Consider the following 18,110-nt stretch of genomic DNA (forward strand, 5'->3'; position numbering starts at 1 on the left):
CCCTGTCACGACCGCCAGTCGAGCGGGACCAGCTTGTCGCGGTCCCAGGGCCGCTCCCAGCCCGCGTAGTGCAGGAGGCGGTCGATGAGGCCGGCGGTGAAGCCCCACACCAGGGCCGATTCGACGAGGAACGCGGGGCCCCTGTGGCCGCTGGGGTGGTGGGTGGTGGCGCGGTGCGCGGGGTCCGTGAGATCGGCCACGGGGACCGTGAAGACGCGGGCGGTCTCGTTGGGGTCGACCACGCCGACCGGGCTGGGTTCGCGCCACCAGCCGAGGACGGGCGTGACGACGAAGCCGCTGACCGGGATGTACAGCTTGGGCAGCACGCCGAAGAGCTGGACGCCCGACGGGTCGAGTCCGGTCTCCTCCTCGGCCTCGCGCAGTGCGGCTCTGAGCGGTCCGTCGCCGTGCGGGTCGCCGTCCTCCGGATCCAGGGCGCCGCCCGGGAACGAGGGCTGCCCCGCGTGGGAGCGCAGGGAGGTGGCGCGCTCCATGAGCAGCAGCTCGGGCCCGCGCTCCCCCTCCCCGAAGAGGATCAGGACCGCCGACTGTCGTCCCGCCCCGTCCTCCGGGGGCAGGAAGCGGCTCAGCTGGAGCGGCTGGACCGTCTCCGCCGCGTGCACGACCGGGTCCAGCCAGGCGGGCAGCCCGGCCTTGCTGAGCGTCACGCTGCCGCCCTGTGTGTCGCTCACGTGTGCCATCGCCGCACCACCCCCCGTTCTGCCGAGTCCAACGCCCGAGCGGCCGTGAATCGTTCCAGGAGGCGGGCGGACCTGGCCCGCCGGGTGACTTCGGGGGCCGCTCCCAGCGCCTTGGGGGAAGCTCCCTTCGGCCCCGCCGTCACCCGGCCCCCAGCGGCGGAGCCGGCTTGCCGCCCGCGTCCAGGTAGGACTGCGGCGGGTTGAGGCGCTGGCCGGGGAAGCCGCCCTTCTCGTACTTCAGCAGCTTCCTGGCCTTCTCCGGGTCCGTCTCGCCCTCGCCGTACGCCGGGCACAGCGGGGCGATGGGGCAGGCGCCGCAGGCGGGCTTCCGGGCATGGCAGATCCGGCGGCCGTGGAAGATCACGCGGTGCGAGAGCATCGTCCAGTCGCTCTTGGGGAAGAGCGCGCCGACGGCGGCCTCGATCTTGTCCGGCTCGCTCTCCTCGGTCCACCGCCAGCGCCGCACCAGCCGCTGGAAGTGCGTGTCCACGGTGATCCCGGGGCGGCCGAACGCGTTGCCGAGCACCACGAAGGCGGTCTTTCGGCCGACGCCTGGCAGTTTGACGAGGTCCTCCAGGCGGCCCGGAACCTCCCCGTCGAACTCCTCCACCAAGGCCTTCGAGAGCCCTATGACCGACCTGGTCTTGGCGCGGAAGAAGCCGCACGGACGGAGGATCTCCTCGACCGCCTCGGGATCGGCCGCGGCCAGGTCCTCGGGGGTCGGGTACTTCGCGAACAGGCCGGGCGTCGTCTGGTTCACGCGCAGGTCGGTGGTCTGGGCGGACAGGACCGTGGCGACCAGCAGCTGGAAGGGGTTCTGGAAGTCCAGTTCGGGATGGGCGTAGGGGTAGACCTCGGCCAGTTCGCGGTTGATGCGGCGGGCCCGGCGGACGAGAGCGGTCCGGGACTCTGGTTTTCTGCCGGCGGCGGACTTCTTCACAGGCACCTTCTTCGTCGCCTTCGCGGCCTTCTCACCTCCGCCGGAGGCTTGTTCGCCCATGGCGGAATCGCGACGTACAACCACCCGTCCAGCTCCCTTGGCCTGTGCTCTCACCGGCGATTTGGACACCCGGCCAGCCTAAAGCCCGCCACCGACATCCGCCCCGGACCCTGAAGATCGGCCCCCAATTGGACCCCTGCCGCTTACCCCAGCACATGTGTGCGGCATCCTTGTGACAGATCACACTGTTTGGACCGTCCGGCAAACTGGGGAACACGGTCCCCTGGCACACGGGGGATCAAGGTCCCCTGAGCAGGTCGACAAAGGGAGAACTCGTGGACGACGTCCTCCGGCGTAACCCGCTCTTCGCGGCTCTCGACGACGAGCAGGCCGCGGAGCTCCGCGCCTCCATGAGCGAGGTGACGCTCGCCCGTGGCGACTCCCTGTTCCACGAGGGAGACCCAGGCGACCGGCTCTACGTCGTCACCGAGGGCAAGGTCAAGCTCCACCGCACGTCTCCGGACGGCCGCGAGAACATGCTCGCGGTGGTCGGTCCCGGCGAGCTGATCGGCGAACTGTCGCTGTTCGACCCGGGGCCGCGTACAGCGACCGCCACCGCGCTCACCGAGGTCAAGCTGCTCGGTCTGGGACACGGCGACCTCCAGCCCTGGCTGAACGCCCGCCCCGAGGTGGCCACCGCGCTCCTGCGCGCCGTCGCCCGGCGCCTGCGCAAGACCAACGACGCCATGTCCGACCTGGTCTTCTCGGACGTCCCCGGCCGTGTGGCCCGGGCCCTGCTGGACCTCTCCCGCCGCTTCGGCGTGCAGTCGGAGGAGGGCATCCACGTCGTCCACGACCTCACGCAGGAGGAGCTGGCCCAGCTGGTCGGCGCGTCCCGCGAGACCGTCAACAAGGCGCTGGCGGACTTCGCGCAGCGCGGCTGGCTGCGCCTTGAAGCACGGGCGGTCATCCTGCTGGACGTGGAGCGGCTCGCCAAGCGCTCCCGGTGACCGCCGCCGGGTAAGGCCCGCGGCGTACACAGATGCCGCGTCCTCGCCCGTGACGCCCAGCGAAGGTCGCGGCATCCGAAAATGCCGCGCCCGTCCGGTCGGCGCGCGGGCACAGTGACCCCATGACGGCAACGGTTCACCGAGGTCTCGACCCACAGGGGTACATCGCGCGCGAAGGGTCCCTCGCGCGCGTGCCGGACGCGTTCCGTCCCGTCGTGGCCGCGGCGCGCGACCGCCTGCCGGGCGTCTTCGGGGCGCGGCTGCACAGCGCGTACCTCTACGGGTCGATCCCGCGCGGCACCGCGCGCGTGGGGCGCAGCGACCTCGACCTGCTGGTCGCCCTGCACGAGGAGCCGGACGACGCCGACCGGGCCGCGGCCGGCGCGCTGGGCGACGCGCTCGACGCCGAGTTCCCGCAGATCGACGGCGTCGGCACGCTCCTCCACGGCCGGGCACGGCTGCTCAGCGAACTGGAGCGGCACGACATGGGCTGGTTCGTGGCCTGCCTGTGCACTCCGCTGCTCGGGGAGGACCTCGGGGCACGCATGCCCCGCTACCGTCCCGACTCCCTCCTCGCCCGGGAGACCAACGGCGACCTGGCGCTGCTGCTCCCCCGCTGGCGCGCGCGGATCGCCGGGGCGGCCGACTCCGACGAGGCCCGGCGCCCGCTCGTGCGCTTCATGTCCCGGCATCTGGTGCGCACCGCGTTCACCCTGGTCATGCCCCGCTGGGACGGCTGGACCAGCGATCTGCACGAGATGGCCGAGGCGTTCGCCGCGTACTACCCCACGCGCGCGGAGCAGCTGAGGGCGGCGGCCGTCCTCGGCTACGACCCGACGGGCGACCGGGACGTCCTGAGCCACTACACCGGCGACCTCGGGCCCTGGCTCGCGACGGAGTACACGCGCGTGCACGGCGTGAAGGCCCCGAGGCCACAGGACGGGGCCTAGGACGCAACCCGCCTCGCCCTAGATCAGCCCGTGCTCCGTCAGGTACTCCAGCTGCGCCCGCACCGACAGCTCCGCCGCCGGCCACAGGGAGCGGTCCACGTCGGCGTACACGTGCGCGACGACGTCGGCGGCGGCGCGGTGGCCGTCCTCCACGGCCGTCTCGACCTGGGCGAGGCGATGCGCGCGGTGGGCGAGGTAGAACTCGACGGCGCCCTGGGCGTCCTCCAGGACGGGCCCGTGGCCCGGGAGGACGGTGTGGACGCCGTCGTCGACGGTGAGGGACCGCAGACGGCGCAGGGAGTCCAGATAGTCGCCCAGACGCCCGTCGGGATGCGCCACGACGGTCGTGCCGCGGCCGAGGATCGTGTCCCCGGTGAGGACCGCCCGGTCGGCCGGGAGGTGGAAGCACAGCGAGTCGGCGGTGTGCCCGGGCGTCGGGACGACCCGCAGCTCCAGTCCGCCGACGGTGATCACGTCGCCGGCGGCCAGGCCCTCGTCGCCGAGCCGCAGCGCGGGGTCCAGGGCGCGCACCTTGGTGCCGGTCAGCCCGGCGAAGCGGGCGGCGCCCTCGGCGTGGTCGGGGTGGCCGTGCGTGAGCAGGGTGAGGGCGACGCGCTTGCCGGCCTCCGCGGCGGTGTCGACGACCCTGCGCAGATGGCCGTCGTCCAGCGGGCCCGGGTCGATGACGACGGCCAGGTCAGAGTCCGGCTCGGAGACGATCCAGGTGTTGGTGCCGTCCAGGGTCATCGCGGAGGGGTTGGGCGCGAGGACGTTGACCGCGCGCGCGGTGGCGGATCCGCTCAGGACACCGCCCCGGGGCTGGCCGGGAAGGGCTGCTGCGTCCGTCATGCGGTGGCTCCACCTGTGGGGATGTGCTTGGTGAACTCGTCGTGGCCGGGCCAGGACAGCACGACCGCCCCGTCCTCCAGCCGGGCCCGCGCCAGCACGGGGGTCATGTCGCGGCCGGGAGCCGCGGCGAGCGCCTCGGCGGCCGTGGCGCACCCGGTCAGCTGGCGCAGGGTCGCGATGGTGGGCGGCATCATCAGCAGCTCGCCCCGGTCGTAGGAGGCCGCCGCGTCCTCGGGGCGGATCCACACCGTGCGGTCGGCCTCCGTGGAGGCGTTGCGGGTGCGCTGGCCCTCGGGGAGCGCCGCGACGAAGAACCAGGTGTCGTAGCGGCGTGCCTCGAACTCCGGCGTGATCCAGCGCGTCCAGGCGCCCAGGAGGTCGGAGCGCAGGACCAGGCCCCGCCGGTCGAGGAACTCCGCGAAGGACGTCTCACGGGCCACGAGGGCCGCCCGGTCGGCTTCCCAGTCGTCGCCGGTGGTGTCGCCGACGACGCAGTCGGGGGCCGGTCCGGCGAGCAGGACGCCCGCCTCCTCGTACGTCTCGCGCACGGCCGCGCAGACGATCGCCTGGGCGCTCGTGACGTCGACGCCGAGCCGCTCGGCCCACCACGCGCGCGTGGGGCCCGCCCAGCGCACATGCCGGTCGTCGTCCCGTGGGTCGACGCCGCCGCCCGGATACGCGTACGCGCCTCCGGCGAAGGCCATGGAGGCGCGTCTGCGCAGCATGTGCACGTAGGGGCCGCGGTCGGTGTCCTTCAGGAGCATGACCGTGGCCGCGCGCCTGGGGGCGACGGGCGTGAGGGCGCCGTCCGCGAGCGCACGGATGCGTTCCGGCCACTCCGGGGGAAACCACTGACCGTTCGCCTGCCCACGCGCGCGCCCACTCGCCATGGCCGCGAGGCTATCCCGTGGGGAGCGAATGTTCGAGAGGTGCCCGAGGTCAGCGCGCGGACCCAGCGGTCGCGGCCGCCACGGTCACGAAGCGGTGAGCTCCACCTGGATCTCCACCTCGACCGGCGCGTCCAGCGGCAGCACCGCGACGCCCACCGCGCTGCGCGCGTGCACGCCCTTGTCACCGAGGACCTCGCCGAGCAGTTCGCTGGCGCCGTTCAGGACGCCGGGCTGGCCGGTGAAGTCCGAGGCCGAGGCGACGAAGCCGACGACCTTCACCACGCGCGCGACTCGGTCCAGGTCGCCCGCGACCGACTTGACGGCGGCCAGGGCGTTCAGGGCGCAGACGCGGGCCAGCTCCTTGGCCTCCTCGGCGGTGACCTCCGCGCCGACCTTGCCGGTGACCGGCAGCTTGCCGTCCACCATGGGCAGCTGGCCGGCCGTGTACACGTACGGCCCGGACTGCACGGCGGGCTGGTAGGCCGCGAGGGGCGGCACGACCGCCGGCAGCGTCAGACCCAGTTCGGCGAGCTTCGCCTCGACCGCGCTCACGCCTTCTCCCGCTTCAGGTAGGCGACGAGCTGCTCGGGGTTGTTCGGCCCGGGCACGACCTGGACGAGCTCCCAGCCGTCCTCGCCCCAGGTGTCCAGAATCTGCTTCGTGGCGTGGACGAGCAGCGGCACGGTTGCGTATTCCCACTTGGTCATGGGGCGACTGTATCCGCTGTCGGGGCGCGGTCCGCCGCAGGTGCCCGCTGTGCACGGCGGGGCCCGGCGGCGCATCCGGCGGGGCGTCGCGTCCCGGGCCATGTGGCCGATTGGAGCACCGTTGTCCACAGCCTCCCGGTTGGCTCGGCCGCCGACTGGTTACGCTCGAAGACGTGAGCAGGCTCCAGGTCGTCAGCGGTAAGGGCGGGACCGGAAAGACGACGGTCGCCGCCGCCCTCGCGCTGGCCCTCGCCACGGAGGGGAAGCGGACGCTTCTCGTCGAGGTGGAGGGTCGGCAGGGCATCGCCCAGCTCTTCGAGACGGAGGCGTTGCCCTATGAGGAACGGAAGATCGCCGTCGCGCCGGGCGGGGGTGAGGTGTACGCGCTCGCCATCGATCCCGAACTGGCCCTTCTGGACTACCTCCAGATGTTCTACAAGCTCGGGAGCGCGGGGCGGGCGCTGAAGAAACTCGGCGCGATCGACTTCGCCACCACCGTCGCGCCCGGCCTGAGGGACGTGCTCCTCACCGGCAAGGCGTGCGAGGCGGTGCGCAGGAAGGACCGCGGCGGCCGGTTCGTCTACGACCACGTCGTGATGGACGCCCCGCCGACCGGCCGCATCACCCGCTTCCTGAACGTCAACGACGAGGTCGCCGGCCTCGCCAAGATCGGCCCCATACACAATCAGGCGCAGGCCGTGATGCGGGTGCTGAAGTCCTCCGAGACGGAGGTGCATCTCGTGACGCTGCTGGAGGAGATGCCCGTCCAGGAGACCGCCGACGGCATCGCCGAACTGCGCGCAGCGAAGCTCCCGGTGGGGCGCGTGGTCGTCAACATGGTCCGCCCGCAGGTGCTGGACGCGCACGGGCTGGAACTCGTACGGACGGTGGCTCGTTCCTCTGTCGCACGGTCGTTGTCGGCCGCGGGGCTCGGCGGGGCGCGCCGCGGCGGCCATGCCGAGCGGCTGGTGGACCCGCTGCTGGAGCAGGCAGAGGAGTACGCCGAGCGGTACGCGCTGGAGCAGGAGCAGCGGGCCGTCCTCGGCGAGCTGGGTCTGCCGCTGCACGAACTGCCGCTGCTCGCCGAGGGGATGGACCTCGCGGGCCTGTACGAACTCGCCACGGAACTGCGGAAGCAGGGGATGTCATGAGTCCGGACCAGGCGCAGGCGCAGGAGGGCGGCGCGTCGCAGGAGGAGGGCTCGCCCCTGACACCGGCGCAGGAAGGCGGTTCGGCGCGGGTGTCGGAGGGCGGCGGCCGTCGGCTCGCGTACGCGCGTGTGCTGGACGTCGATCCCCTGCTCGACGATCCGAAGACCCGCATCGTGGTGTGCTGCGGGTCGGGCGGGGTCGGCAAGACGACGACGGCGGCGGCGCTGGGCCTCAGGGCGGCCGAGCGGGGCCGCAAGGTGGTCGTCCTCACCATCGACCCGGCGCGCCGGCTCGCGCAGTCCATGGGCATCGACTCGCTCGACAACACCCCGCGCCGCGTCAAGGGCGTCGAGGGGGACGGCGAGCTGCACGCGATGATGCTCGACATGAAGCGCACCTTCGACGAGGTCGTCGAGGCGCACGCCGACCCGGAGCGGGCGGCCTCCATCCTGGGCAACCCCTTCTACCAGTCGCTCTCGGCGGGCTTCGCGGGCACGCAGGAGTACATGGCGATGGAGAAGCTGGGGCAGCTGCGGGCGAAGGACGAGTGGGACCTGATCGTCGTCGACACCCCGCCGTCCCGCTCGGCCCTGGACTTCCTGGACGCTCCCAAGCGGCTCGGATCGTTCCTGGACGGCCGGCTGATCCGGCTGCTGACGGCGCCGGCGAAGCTGGGCGGACGCGCGGGGATGAAGTTCCTCAACGTCGGGATGTCGATGATGACCGGCACGCTCGGCAAGCTGCTGGGCGGCCAGCTCCTCAAGGACGTCCAGACCTTCGTCGCCGCGATGGACACCACGTTCGGCGGCTTCCGCACGCGCGCGGACGCGACGTACAAGCTGCTGCAGGCGCCCGGGACGGCGTTCCTCGTGGTGGCGGCGCCCGAGCGGGACGCGCTGCGGGAGGCCGCGTACTTCGTGGAGCGACTGGCCGCCGAGAAGATGCCGTTGGCCGGTCTGGTGCTCAACCGGGTCCATGGCAGCGGGGCCGCCCAGCTGTCCGCCGAGCGGGCGCTCGCCGCCGCCGAAAATCTTGAGGAGCCCCGCATTGTGGATCAGGACGGCGGGAAAGCTGAACTTCGTAACTCTCCCGACACGCACGGCAGTTCAGAAGCTTCCGCAGCATCCCCCACACCCGGCGCCCAGCCGGACGGGACCCACACGACCGACGCAGATCACAGCACGGACCAGAGCGCCGATCAGCTCACCGCGGGCCTGCTGAGACTGCACGCCGACCGTATGCATCTGCTCTCCCGCGAGCAGCGCACGCGGGACCGCTTCATCGCGCGCCACCCCGAGGTGGCGGTGGCCGAAGTGGCCGCGCTGCCCGGCGACGTCCACGACCTCGCGGGACTGCGGGACATCGGCGGCCGCCTCGCGGCCGGGCGCACGGAGCTGCCCGACGCCTGAGCGGGGGGCGTCGCCCTCAGCTCACGGCCGCGTAGTGCGCGTACACCTGGTCGTCGTCGAGCGGCACGATGCCCGCTCCGCGCTCGTACTCCGAGCGCGCCGTCTCCAGGAGCCGGCGCCAGGAGGTCACCGTCGGCCGCCGGCGCAGCAGTGCGCGGCGCTCGCGCTCCGTCATGCCTCCCCACACGCCGAACTCGACGCGGTTGTCGAGCGCGTCGGCCAGGCACTCGGTCCGCACCGGGCATCCGGTGCACACCGCCTTGGCCCTGTTCTGCGCTGCTCCCTGAACGAACAGTTCATCCGGATCGGTAGTGCGGCAGGCGGCCTGCGCACTCCAGTCGGTAACCCAGCCCATACCGGCGCCGTCCTCTCCCGAATCGAGGCTCCCCCACGGCGGCAGCGGCATATTCACCGCCGCCAGTTGAGGACGTTACGGAAGGCGGGCACAGCGCAACACCCCCTTCGGGCCCAATCTTGAATGGCCCGAACGGACTATGGGTAAGCGGCAGATCACCCGGGGGAGTGAGCCTGCGACATACAGGACTATCCCGAAGCAAACGGGACAGTTCTATCGAGTCACAACGGATGCCTGGTGACACACAAGGCGAATTCGGACACGCCCCCGTCAAAAAAACCGGGGAACTTCCGGAACGATTCGGGGTCGCCGGACGTATTGATACGTAGCCCTGCTGCTGTGACAGTTGAGAGCAGCTTAGGCCAACGCCTATACGCGTGTCCGGCGAATGAGAACGTAGGCTGCCCCCATGCCAAAAAAGCGCTCGGGTGGTGGCCTGACGGCGACGCAGCAGGCCGCCAAGTTCCTCGGTGTCAGTGTGCTCTCGGGAGCCGTGCTGGCCGGCATCGCGCTGCCGGCGTTCGGCGCGCTGGGCCTGGCCGCCAAGGGGACCGTGGAGTCCTTCGACGAGCTCCCGGCCAACCTCAAGACACCGCCGCTGAGCCAGCGCACCTCGATCCTCGACGCCCAGGGCAAGCCGATCGCCACGGTCTACTCCCGTGACCGCACGGTCGTCGACCTCGCGAACATCTCGCCGTACATGCAGAAGGCGATCGTCGCCATCGAGGACTCCCGCTTCTACGAGCACGGCGCGGTGGACCTCAAGGGCGTCCTGCGCGCGCTCAACAAGAACGCGCGCAGCGGCGAGGTGGCCCAGGGCGCGTCCACGCTCACCCAGCAGTACGTGAAGAACGTCTTCGTCGAGGAGGCCGGCGACGACCCGACGAAGGTCGCGCAGGCCATCCAGCAGACCATCGGCCGCAAGATCCGCGAGCTGAAGTACGCGATCCAGGTCGAGGAGGAGCTCGGCAAGAAGAAGATCCTCGAGAACTACCTGAACATCACGTTCTTCGGGCAGCAGGCCTACGGCGTGGAGGCCGCCTCCCAGCGGTACTTCTCCAAGCGCGCCAAGGACCTGACCCTCCCGGAGGCGGCCCTGCTGGCCGGCATCGTCCAGTCGCCGAGCCGCTACGACCCGGTCAACGACGAGGCCGAGGCCACCAAGCGCCGCAACACCGTGCTCCAGCGCATGGCCGAGGTCGGCGACGTCTCGGCGGCCGACGCGGCCAAGGCCCAGAAGGCCCCGCTGGGTCTGAAGGTCACCAAGCCGAAGAACGGCTGCATCACGGCCGTCCAGGGCGCCAGCTTCTTCTGCAAGTACGTGGAGCGGGTCTTCCTCAGCGACCCGGTCTTCGGCAAGACGAAGGAGGAGCGCTCCAAGGTCTGGAACCAGGGTGGCCTGACCATCCGCACGACGCTCGACCCGCAGACCCAGAAGTCCGTCCAGGAGTCGCTGAAGGACCACGTCTACAAGACGGACAAGGTCGCCGCGGCCGCCACCATGGTCGAGCCGGGCACCGGCAAGATCCTCGGCATGGGCCAGTCGAAGCCGTACGGCTACGGCAAGAACGAGACCGAGTACAACTACTCGGTCAACAAGGCGATGGGCGGTTCGAACTTCGGCTTCCCGACGGGTTCGACGTTCAAGCCGTTCGTGGCCGCGGCCGCGCTGGAGCAGGGCCGGCCCATCAACCAGGCCTACCCGGCGCCGTTCGAGATGCCGTACCCGGAGACGGTCCAGACGTGCAGCGGCAGGCCGTGGGTCAACGACGGCAGGCCGAAGTACAAGCTGGAGAACGAGTCGGAGTCCGAGGTGGGCCCGTACGAGCTCAAGAAGGCGATGGAGCTCTCGGTCAACACCTACTTCGTGCAGATGCTCGCCGACATCGGCATGTGCCCGGTGGTGAAGATGACCAACGCTCTCGGCGTGGTCCAGGGCAACGGAGACAAGGTGCCCGAGGTGCCGTCGTCGATGACGCTCGGTTCGACCGGCCTCTCGCCGCTGACGATGGCGAGCGCGTACGCCGCCTTCGCCGCGCGCGGCATGTACTGCACGCCGATCGCCATCGAGTCCATCACCCAGACCGTGGGCGGCCAGAAGAAGTCGCTCGAGGTCCCGAAGTCGACCTGCTCGCGCGCGATGAGCGAGAAGACCGCGGACAGCATCAACACGCTGCTGAGCGGTGTGACGGACTCCGGCACGGGCCGTCAGGCCGGTCTGTCCGGCCGCGACAACGCCGGCAAGACGGGTACGACGGACGAGCGCAAGAACGCCTGGTTCGTCGGCTACACCCCGAACCTCTCGGGCGCCGTCTGGGTCGGCAGCGCCACCCAGAAGGTCAAGATGAACCGCATCACCATCGGCGGCCGCTACCACGGCCAGGTCTTCGGCGGAGACACCCCCGGCCCCATCTGGCGGGACGCCATGACCGGCGCGCTGGAGGGCAAGGAGGCCACGCCGTTCCACATGGTCGACCTCCCGAAGCCCGCTCCCGAGCGGAAGGACGACGGGAACGGCGACGGCCGCGGCGATGACGGGAACAAGGGGAACAACGGCGGTAACGGCAACGAGGGCTTCATCGGAGGCCTCTTCAACGGCGGCGCGTCGAACGGCGGTGCCAACGGCGGCATCACCCTCCCGGACAACCTGTTCCAGGGACAGGGCAACGGCGGGAACAACGGACGCAACGGCTCCGGCGGACGCCGGTGAGGACACCGCCGCGCCCGGCCGACCGGGCGGGCGGCTCCTGAGCCGCCGACCTGCTCCCGCGTGACGAACGGCCCCTGCTTCCCGTACGGGAGGCGGGGGCCGTCGGTTCGGGCGGGGCGGGCGGGGGCGGCGGGACGTTGGGGGGGCGGGGCAGAGGGGACTGGCCCTCGTCGCCACTCAGAGAGACGCCGTCAGCCGGCGAGAAGCTTCTTGACCGCGGCGGCGACACGACCGCCCTCGGCCAGGCCGGCCACCTTCGGGTTCACGATCTTCATGACGGCGCCCATGGCCCGCGGCCCTTCGGCCCCGGCGGCCTTCGCCTCCTGGACGGCCTGGGCGACGATGCCGTCCAGCTCCTCGTCGCTGAGCTGCTTGGGCAGGTACTCGGCGAGGACCTCGCCCTCCGCCTTCTCCCGCTCGGCCGACTCGGCGCGACCACCCTGCGCGAAGGCCTCGGCGGCCTCCCGCCGCTTCTTCGCCTCGCGGGTGATCACTTTCTGCACCTCGTCGTCGGAGAGCTCGCGCTTCTCCTTGCCCGCGACCTCCTCCTTGGTGATCGCGGCGAGCGTCAGCCGGAGCGTCGAGGAGCGGAGCTCGTCGCGCTCCTTGATCGCGGCGTTGAGGTCTTCCTGCAGCTTCGACTTGAGCGTGGTCATGGGTGAGATTGTCGCAGGTGCGCACGGCGCGGCGCCCGTACATTTAAGGGGCGGCGGCTCAGGGGCACTTGGGGGGCGACCGAGGGACGTCTCAGGAGGCCGCGAGGTCGGAACCACGCCCTCCGTCTGACACGATGGACGTATGCGCGCGCGATACGGAGTACCACTGTCCCTCGCGGCGGCAGGCGCCGCCGGTCTGGTGTACGCGGCGGGTTTCGAGGCCCGCTCCTTCCGCTTGCGGAGGGTGACGGTCCCCGTCCTGCCCGCCGGGATGCGCCCCCTGCGCGTGTTGCAGGTCTCGGACATCCACATGGTGAGCGGGCAGCGCAAGAAGCAGCGCTGGCTGCGTTCGCTGGCCGGCCTGCGCCCCGACTTCGTGATCAACACGGGCGACAACCTGTCCGACCCCGAGGGCGTCCCGGAGGTCCTGGACGCGCTGGGCCCGCTGATGGAGTTCCCCGGCGCGTACGTCTTCGGCTCCAACGACTACTACGGCCCGAAGCTGCGCAACCCCGCCCGGTACCTGCTGGAGAAGGCCCAGGGCCGTCACGGCCTGAACGGCAACCCGCCCGCCGTCGACGTCGTGCACAACCCGTGGGAGGACCTGCGCGACGCCTTCGACGGCGCGGGCTGGCTGAACCTGACGAACGCGCGCGGCACGCTGAAGACCGAGGGCGCGTCGGTGGAGCTGACGGGACTGGACGACCCGCACATCAAGCGGGACCGGTACGCGCGGGTGGCCGGCGGCCCGTCGAACGGCGTGGACTTCTCGATGGGCGTGGTGCACGCTCCGTACCTGCGGACGCTGGACGCGTTCACGGCGGACGACTACCCGCTGATCCTCGCCGGCCACACCCACGGCGGCCAGCTGTGCATCCCCTTCTACGGCGCCCTCGTCACCAACTGCGACCTGGACACCGACCGCGTGAAGGGGCTGTCCACGCACACGGTGGAGGGCCGCACGTCGTACCTGCACGTCTCGGCCGGCTGCGGCACGAGCCGCTACACGCCGGTACGTTTCGCCTGCCCGCCGGAGGCGACGCTGCTGACGCTGATCGAAAAGGAGTAGCGGAGGCCCCGACCGGGACGCAGAGCGCCCCGCCCCCGGCTCGCCGGCAACGTCCCCGGCCCCCTGCGGCACCACCGCAAAACCGGATTTCGTCTCCGGCCACCAGTGGGCTAAAGTAAACGACGTCACCGCGACAGCAGTGACATCGGGGTGTAGCGCAGCTTGGCAGCGCGCTTCGTTCGGGACGAAGAGGTCGTGGGTTCAAATCCCGCCACCCCGACAGCTGAGTAGCAGGTCAGAGGGCCCTTACCGGATCGGTAAGGGCCCTCTGACGTTGCCGCGTGACTATCTGGTGCGCGCCCGCTTCCCCTCGCACGCCAGGCCCTGGAGCAGCTCACGGCGTTCGGCACACGGGCCCCGTCCGCGGTGTGCACCGCCGCCGGGGCCCGTGTGCCCTCTGCCCGCCCCGCAGTTCGCAGCCCTGGGCGAACAGACCGCAGCCCGCCTTGTTCGCCGCGGGCGGGGAGCTGTCGTGGCGCTGTGCGTGCTGTACGCGGGCGTTGCCCGGCCCTGCGCTAGAAGGTCAGGTTCCAGGCGTCGATCTTGCCTGTGTCGGAAGCGGCGTTGTCGTTGACGCGCAGCTTCCAGGTGCCGTTCGCGACCTCCGAGGAGGCGTTCACGGTGTAGGTCTGGGCGATGTTGTCGGCGCCGCCGCCGGCGCGGTTGTGCAGTGTGTAGACGGTGCCGTCCGGTGCCACCAGGTCGACCTTCAGGTCACCGATGTAGGTGTGCTTGATGTCCACACCCACCTTGAGGGTGGCCGGGGCGTTGCCGGTCACACCGGTCACGGCGATCGGGCTCTCCACGGTCGCGTTGTCGTTGACGGCGAAGTCCGCGAGGTTCTCGAAGTACTTGCCGGGCGGCGGGGTGGTCCCGACGGCCTTGAGGGCGTCCACCTGTCCTTCGCCGAAGAACGAGTTGCTGGCCGTCGTGCCCGTGCAGCGGCTGTCCGAGGAGCAGGCGATGTCGTTGGCCTGCCCGGCCAGCTTGGCGCGGATCTGCGCCGGGGTGATGCCCGGGTTGGCGCTGGCGAGGAGTGCCGCGACGCCGACCACGTGCGGGGTGGCCATCGAGGTGCCGCTCTTGCTGCCGTAGCCGCCGCCGGGGACGGTGGAGTACACGTTGCTGCCCGGCGCCGCGACGTCGATGACGCCCTGACCGTAGTTGGAGAACGAGGCCTTGGTGACGCCCGTGCCGTTGGCCGCGACCGTGACCACGCCCGGCAGCTCGGTCGGGATGTCGAGGCAGGCGTTGGTGATGGTGCGGGTGACCGGCGTCGAGTCGTTCGGGCTCGCGGAGTCGGTCGTCTTGTGGGCGAGGTCGTAGTTCTCGTTGCCCGCGGCGGCGATCTGGAGGGAGCCCTTGCCCTCGGCGTACTCCTGGGCGCGCTTGACGCCCTCGATGATGGCGGCCTGGTCGACGTTGTCCGGGCAGTTGAACTGCCACGGGTCCGTGTAATAGCTGTTGTTGGTGACCTTGAAGCCGTGGTCACCGGCCCAGACGAAGCCGCAGATGGTGTTCTCGGCGAAGAAGAAGGAGTTGCCCGGCTCGGCGACCCGGACCGCGGCGATCTTCACCCCGGGGGCCACGCCGACGACGCCCTTGCCGTTCTTGGCCGCGGCGACGGTGCCCGCCACGTGCGTGCCGTGCGTGTCGACGTCCCGCCACGCGCCGGTACGGGTGTCGGGCTTGCCGTAGGCGCAGGAGACCGAGTCGGCCGCGTCGAAGTTGGGCGCCAGGTCCTGGTGCTGGTCGTCCACACCGGTGTCCAGGATGCCGACCGTGACGGAGGCGGAGCCCGGGTTCACGGCCCAGGCCTGGTCGGCCTTGATCTGGCTCATGTCGGCCCGGACCGGTTCTCCGGCCGGGGTCGAGGACTGGGCCGGATTGGCCGGGAGCGCCGGGTTGTAGGCGTCGGCCGGGACGTCCGAGGTACGCGTGGCGCCTACCTGTTGCACGCCGGCGACGCCGCGCATGGTGCCGGCGAAGGTGCTGGACGCCGAGTGGGCGACGATCACGCCGATGGCGTCGAAGTTCGAGAAGACGGTGCCGCCGTTGGCCGTGATCGCCGAGCGGACCGCCGAACTGTCACCGGGGGCGGTGATCACGAGGTAGGCACGCGTCCCGGCCACCCAGGTCGCACTCCGGGATGCCGGCACGGCGGCAGGAGCGTGGGCCTTGGCGGCCGGCGCGGTGGAGGGGACGACGGGGAGCGTGCCCGCGAGGGCTCCCGGGGCGCCGAAGGCGAGGGCGGCACCGAGCGTGGCCGCCAGCACCAGCGTGCGTCTGGGGCGGCTGGATATGTGGGGTATCAATGCGTCCTCCGGAGACGGCCCGGCCGTGCTGAGGGCACCGGCCGGGCCGTACGAAACGAGTGGTGGATGCAAGATGTCAGGTGCATGCTCTTGCGGGGAAGTACCTTTCCGCGCAGGAGCGTCATAGAGGCATGGCTGAAAGCAGACGTAGTCCGGGCATCGGGGATCGGGATCCACCGAGAGGTCTCCCAGGGGGCTACTTCGGGGCGACGAGCATGCGTTCCTCGCCGAACGTCGCGCCCGTGTGCAGGTACATGCTCGTCTCACCGTCGGACCAGCGGACGACGAGGTCGTCCGGCCAGCCGTTGGTGTCGTAGCTGCCTGCCGTCATCGCCGCGTCGTGGGACCAGATGCTGTCGGCCGCGGCCATCCTGACCTCCTGGCCGAGGCCGCCGGGGCCGGTCTCCTGGTACTGGACGACCCTGCCGTCGGACCAGCGCACCAGGGTGTCCCAGTTGGCGCCCCCGGTGAAGTCGCCCGCGGTCACCAAAGTGGCTTTCTCCCAGTCTTCGTTCGGCTTCAGCAACTGGTGTTCGGTCCCGAACCCCTTGTCGCCGACGGCGGTGTAGTCGGTCACCTCGCCGTCGCTCCAGCGCACCAGCAGGTCGGTGACGTACTTCGCGGTCCCGAAGCCGCCCCCGACGACCTGGTCGGCGTGGCTCCAGATGGAACCGGCTTCAGCCAGCCTGATCCCGTCGCCCAGGCCCTTGGTTCCGACGTCGGGAAGTATTCTGACCTCCCCGGACTCGAACACCACCAGCAGGTCCGAGCCGTTTCCACCGGAGAAATCCCCGCCTGTGAGGGTTTTGACGCCCTTCCAGACACCGTCCGGCGCGGCCAGCCGGCGCTCGCCGACGAAACCGCCGTCGCCGCCGCCCGTGTAGAGGGTGACCTCGCCGTCGGTCCACACCACGATCAGGTCGCCCTTGCCGTCACCGGTGTACTCACCCGAGGCCAGCAACTTGGCGTGGGACCAGGTTTCACCACTCCCCATGGAGTACGGCAGCCGCGGCTGGTCGTAGGAGGCGCCGTGCGAGACGTGCTGATCGTTCTTCGCCTCGTCGTACAGGCGGAAGAACCAGTCGCCGTGCATGGGGCTGTAGGTGAGCCAGTCCGCTTGCTCGTCGTTGCCGCCGCCGTTGTAGCCGCCGACGTTCCCGATGATCTCACCGGTGCCCTTCGCCCAGTCGACCTGGGAGAACCAGGGGCCGCCGGAGACACCGCCCCACATCCCGCGGCACTTGGCCTGGATCTGGTAGAAGCCGGGCAGCGCCTCCGTCCGCGTCGGGCAGCGCACCGCGTGGTCCTCGGGGTTGTGGCTGGAGGGGTAGCCGACCATGGTCACCTTGTTCAGATAACCCGGCGTGCGCACCAGCTTGTTCGCGCCCACGACGTCCTGCGCCTGCCTGCCGCCCTTCGAGGGCTCGAGCCGGCCGAAGGCGAAGTCGAGGTCGGAGACAGGTTTCTTGCTGTTGTGCACGTACCGGTTGTCGACGAACCAGTCGGAGATCCGGTGGAAGCCGAACGGTTGCTTGTCCAGCGTGAGTTCCGCGGCGTACATCGGGACGAAGACGGCCTTCCCGCCGGAGCAGTGCGCGGCGGTCAGGATCAGATTGCGGCCCGGGCTCTCCACCACGCTGGCGGAGCACTTGTGGGCGTGCATCCGGTCGGTGTCCGGTTCCGTCGTGTAGGTGAAGATCGTTCCTACGGACTTCAGCCCGAGGACGTGCTCCGCGGTAGGCATGTCGGCCGCCGCGGAACCGGCTGCGGCGGCCCGCGGCGGCCCGGAGCCGGCGCTCGGAGCGGCCGTCTGCGGGAGCGGGGCGGGGTCGGTGGCCGAGGCCATCCGTGCGGGCGTCCAGAAGCGGAGCGCGTCCGCGTCCGACCAATCGTCCTCCCCGGCTTCCGTGCCGGGGGACCCGCTCGCGCCCGGGGCCGCAGTCGGAGCCGGTGCGGAGGACGAGGTTCCGCTCGCGCTCGGTGATGCCGACGCGGAGGCCGAGGGCCTTTCCGCGTCGCCGGAGGGCGCGGGACCGGCGGAGAGAGTCGGCTCGGTTCCGGGTGAGGGTTCACCGGACGCCACCGTCGCGAGGGAGGGGCTGGGTGCCGGCGTGGCATCCTGAGGCTGGGCTCCGGCCAGGCTCTGCCCTGCTCCCAGGGCAAGGGCGGTTCCGGCGGCGAGGGCCATGAGGCGTGAGGTTCTTCGGCGTCTGCGTAAGGAGAGCAAGGGGCCCTTTCCGGGGCGTGAGGCGACTGACTCCGGCGGCGGCCGCAGCCGGAGGGGCACGGCGTGGGGGGGGGGGGGGGGGGGGGGGGCGGGCGCCGCCGCCCCCCCCCCCCGCCCCCCCCCCCCCCCCCCCCCCCCCCGCCCCCCCCCCCCCCCCCCCCCCCCCCCCAC

At 71.2% G+C, this 18,110-nt stretch carries 16 protein-coding genes and 1 tRNA gene; 7 read left to right on the forward strand and 10 right to left on the reverse strand.

Annotated features, from left to right (window positions below; all coding sequences use genetic code 11):
• Positions 1-5: 5 nt before the first annotated feature.
• Positions 6-701 carry a CoA pyrophosphatase gene (locus EV567_RS10540; RefSeq protein ID WP_130438538.1) on the reverse strand — a complete coding sequence of 232 codons (696 nt, stop codon included), beginning with the start codon at positions 699-701 and terminating at the stop codon, positions 6-8.
• Positions 702-840: 139 nt separating this feature from the next.
• Complete coding sequence (gene nth, locus EV567_RS10545; RefSeq protein ID WP_242620748.1) at positions 841-1,701, reverse strand: endonuclease III; 861 nt, start codon at positions 1,699-1,701, stop codon at positions 841-843.
• Positions 1,702-1,976: 275 nt separating this feature from the next.
• Here nth and EV567_RS10550 point away from each other — a divergent pair, with 275 nt between their 5' ends.
• Both EV567_RS10550 and EV567_RS10555 read left to right on the forward strand, forming a co-directional pair.
• Positions 1,977-2,651: a Crp/Fnr family transcriptional regulator gene (locus tag EV567_RS10550; RefSeq protein ID WP_010031945.1), complete on the forward strand. Its 675-nt coding sequence runs from the start codon at positions 1,977-1,979 to the stop codon at positions 2,649-2,651.
• 122 nt (positions 2,652-2,773) lie between these two features.
• A complete protein-coding gene (locus tag EV567_RS10555; RefSeq protein WP_130438542.1) occupies positions 2,774-3,601 on the forward strand; it encodes a nucleotidyltransferase domain-containing protein in 828 nt (275 codons plus the stop codon).
• Positions 3,602-3,619: 18 nt separating this feature from the next.
• On the opposite strand, the gene EV567_RS10560 is transcribed toward EV567_RS10555, so the two are convergent.
• The 4 genes from EV567_RS10560 to EV567_RS10575 form a co-directional block, all read right to left on the reverse strand.
• A complete protein-coding gene (locus EV567_RS10560) occupies positions 3,620-4,450 on the reverse strand; it encodes an MBL fold metallo-hydrolase (protein WP_130438544.1) in 831 nt (276 codons plus the stop codon).
• Complete coding sequence (locus tag EV567_RS10565) at positions 4,447-5,340, reverse strand: NUDIX domain-containing protein (RefSeq protein ID WP_130438546.1); 894 nt, start codon at positions 5,338-5,340, stop codon at positions 4,447-4,449. Before EV567_RS10565 ends, EV567_RS10560 begins: the two co-directional genes overlap by 4 nt.
• 84 nt (positions 5,341-5,424) lie before the next feature.
• Positions 5,425-5,892, reverse strand: a complete 468-nt coding sequence (locus EV567_RS10570; protein ID WP_130438548.1) for a RidA family protein — start codon at positions 5,890-5,892, stop codon at positions 5,425-5,427.
• A complete protein-coding gene (locus tag EV567_RS10575; RefSeq protein ID WP_003967454.1) occupies positions 5,889-6,047 on the reverse strand; it encodes a DUF4177 domain-containing protein in 159 nt (52 codons plus the stop codon). Before EV567_RS10575 ends, EV567_RS10570 begins: the two co-directional genes overlap by 4 nt.
• 173 nt (positions 6,048-6,220) lie before the next feature.
• Between EV567_RS10575 and EV567_RS10580 the strand changes: the two genes are divergently transcribed.
• Positions 6,221-7,198 (forward strand): ArsA-related P-loop ATPase, encoded by a 978-nt coding sequence (locus tag EV567_RS10580; RefSeq protein WP_130438550.1) that lies wholly within the window; start codon positions 6,221-6,223, stop codon positions 7,196-7,198.
• On the forward strand, positions 7,195-8,607 hold the full coding sequence (locus EV567_RS10585) for an ArsA family ATPase (protein ID WP_130438552.1): 1,413 nt from the start codon (positions 7,195-7,197) through the stop codon (positions 8,605-8,607). The genes EV567_RS10580 and EV567_RS10585 overlap by 4 nt, the downstream gene beginning before the upstream one ends.
• Positions 8,608-8,623: 16 nt before the next feature.
• Here the strand turns inward: EV567_RS10585 and wblA are convergent, their stop codons facing one another.
• On the reverse strand, positions 8,624-8,962 hold the full coding sequence (gene wblA, locus EV567_RS10590; protein ID WP_207228732.1) for a transcriptional regulator WblA: 339 nt from the start codon (positions 8,960-8,962) through the stop codon (positions 8,624-8,626).
• Positions 8,963-9,371: 409 nt separating this feature from the next.
• Here wblA and EV567_RS10600 point away from each other — a divergent pair, with 409 nt between their 5' ends.
• Entirely contained in the window at positions 9,372-11,672 is a 2,301-nt protein-coding gene (locus EV567_RS10600; RefSeq protein ID WP_130438554.1) for a transglycosylase domain-containing protein, read from the forward strand.
• A 191-nt stretch (positions 11,673-11,863) separates the two neighbouring features.
• On the opposite strand, the gene EV567_RS10605 is transcribed toward EV567_RS10600, so the two are convergent.
• The gene (locus EV567_RS10605) at positions 11,864-12,328 is read right to left on the reverse strand and encodes a GatB/YqeY domain-containing protein (protein WP_130438556.1); all 465 of its coding nucleotides are present in this window, start codon (positions 12,326-12,328) and stop codon (positions 11,864-11,866) included.
• Positions 12,329-12,470: 142 nt separating this feature from the next.
• On the opposite strand from EV567_RS10605, the gene EV567_RS10610 reads away from it, so the two are divergent.
• Positions 12,471-13,397 (forward strand): metallophosphoesterase, encoded by a 927-nt coding sequence (locus tag EV567_RS10610; RefSeq protein ID WP_130438558.1) that lies wholly within the window; start codon positions 12,471-12,473, stop codon positions 13,395-13,397.
• A 146-nt stretch (positions 13,398-13,543) separates the two neighbouring features.
• Positions 13,544-13,617, forward strand: a tRNA-Pro gene (locus EV567_RS10615).
• A gap of 295 nt (positions 13,618-13,912) precedes the next feature.
• On the opposite strand, the gene EV567_RS10620 is transcribed toward EV567_RS10615, so the two are convergent.
• Together EV567_RS10620 and EV567_RS10625 are read right to left on the reverse strand one after the other, a co-directional pair.
• A complete protein-coding gene (locus tag EV567_RS10620; RefSeq protein ID WP_130439507.1) occupies positions 13,913-15,673 on the reverse strand; it encodes a S8 family serine peptidase in 1,761 nt (586 codons plus the stop codon).
• Positions 15,674-15,908: 235 nt separating this feature from the next.
• The gene (locus tag EV567_RS10625) at positions 15,909-17,456 is read right to left on the reverse strand and encodes a serine protease (protein ID WP_242620749.1); all 1,548 of its coding nucleotides are present in this window, start codon (positions 17,454-17,456) and stop codon (positions 15,909-15,911) included.
• Between the last annotated feature and the right edge of the window lie 654 nt (positions 17,457-18,110).

This window comes from Streptomyces sp. BK239 (assembly GCF_004217285.1).
Lineage (GTDB): Bacteria > Actinomycetota > Actinomycetes > Streptomycetales > Streptomycetaceae > Streptomyces.

What these genes read in the sequence shown, in the direction of transcription:
- EV567_RS10540 (WP_130438538.1), bottom strand. Translation starts at nt 701, where the DNA reads ATGGCACACGTGAGCGACACACAGGGCGGCAGCGTGACGCTCAGCAAG.
- nth (WP_242620748.1), bottom strand. Translation starts at nt 1,701, where the DNA reads ATGGGCGAACAAGCCTCCGGCGGAGGTGAGAAGGCCGCGAAGGCGACG.
- EV567_RS10555 (WP_130438542.1), top strand. Translation starts at nt 2,774, where the DNA reads ATGACGGCAACGGTTCACCGAGGTCTCGACCCACAGGGGTACATCGCG.
- EV567_RS10560 (WP_130438544.1), bottom strand. Translation starts at nt 4,450, where the DNA reads ATGACGGACGCAGCAGCCCTTCCCGGCCAGCCCCGGGGCGGTGTCCTG.
- EV567_RS10565 (WP_130438546.1), bottom strand. Translation starts at nt 5,340, where the DNA reads ATGGCGAGTGGGCGCGCGCGTGGGCAGGCGAACGGTCAGTGGTTTCCC.
- EV567_RS10575 (WP_003967454.1), bottom strand. Translation starts at nt 6,047, where the DNA reads ATGACCAAGTGGGAATACGCAACCGTGCCGCTGCTCGTCCACGCCACG.
- EV567_RS10585 (WP_130438552.1), top strand. Translation starts at nt 7,195, where the DNA reads ATGAGTCCGGACCAGGCGCAGGCGCAGGAGGGCGGCGCGTCGCAGGAG.
- wblA (WP_207228732.1), bottom strand. Translation starts at nt 8,962, where the DNA reads ATGGGCTGGGTTACCGACTGGAGTGCGCAGGCCGCCTGCCGCACTACC.
- EV567_RS10600 (WP_130438554.1), top strand. Translation starts at nt 9,372, where the DNA reads ATGCCAAAAAAGCGCTCGGGTGGTGGCCTGACGGCGACGCAGCAGGCC.
- EV567_RS10605 (WP_130438556.1), bottom strand. Translation starts at nt 12,328, where the DNA reads ATGACCACGCTCAAGTCGAAGCTGCAGGAAGACCTCAACGCCGCGATC.
- EV567_RS10610 (WP_130438558.1), top strand. Translation starts at nt 12,471, where the DNA reads ATGCGCGCGCGATACGGAGTACCACTGTCCCTCGCGGCGGCAGGCGCC.
- EV567_RS10625 (WP_242620749.1), bottom strand. Translation starts at nt 17,456, where the DNA reads ATGCCTACCGCGGAGCACGTCCTCGGGCTGAAGTCCGTAGGAACGATC.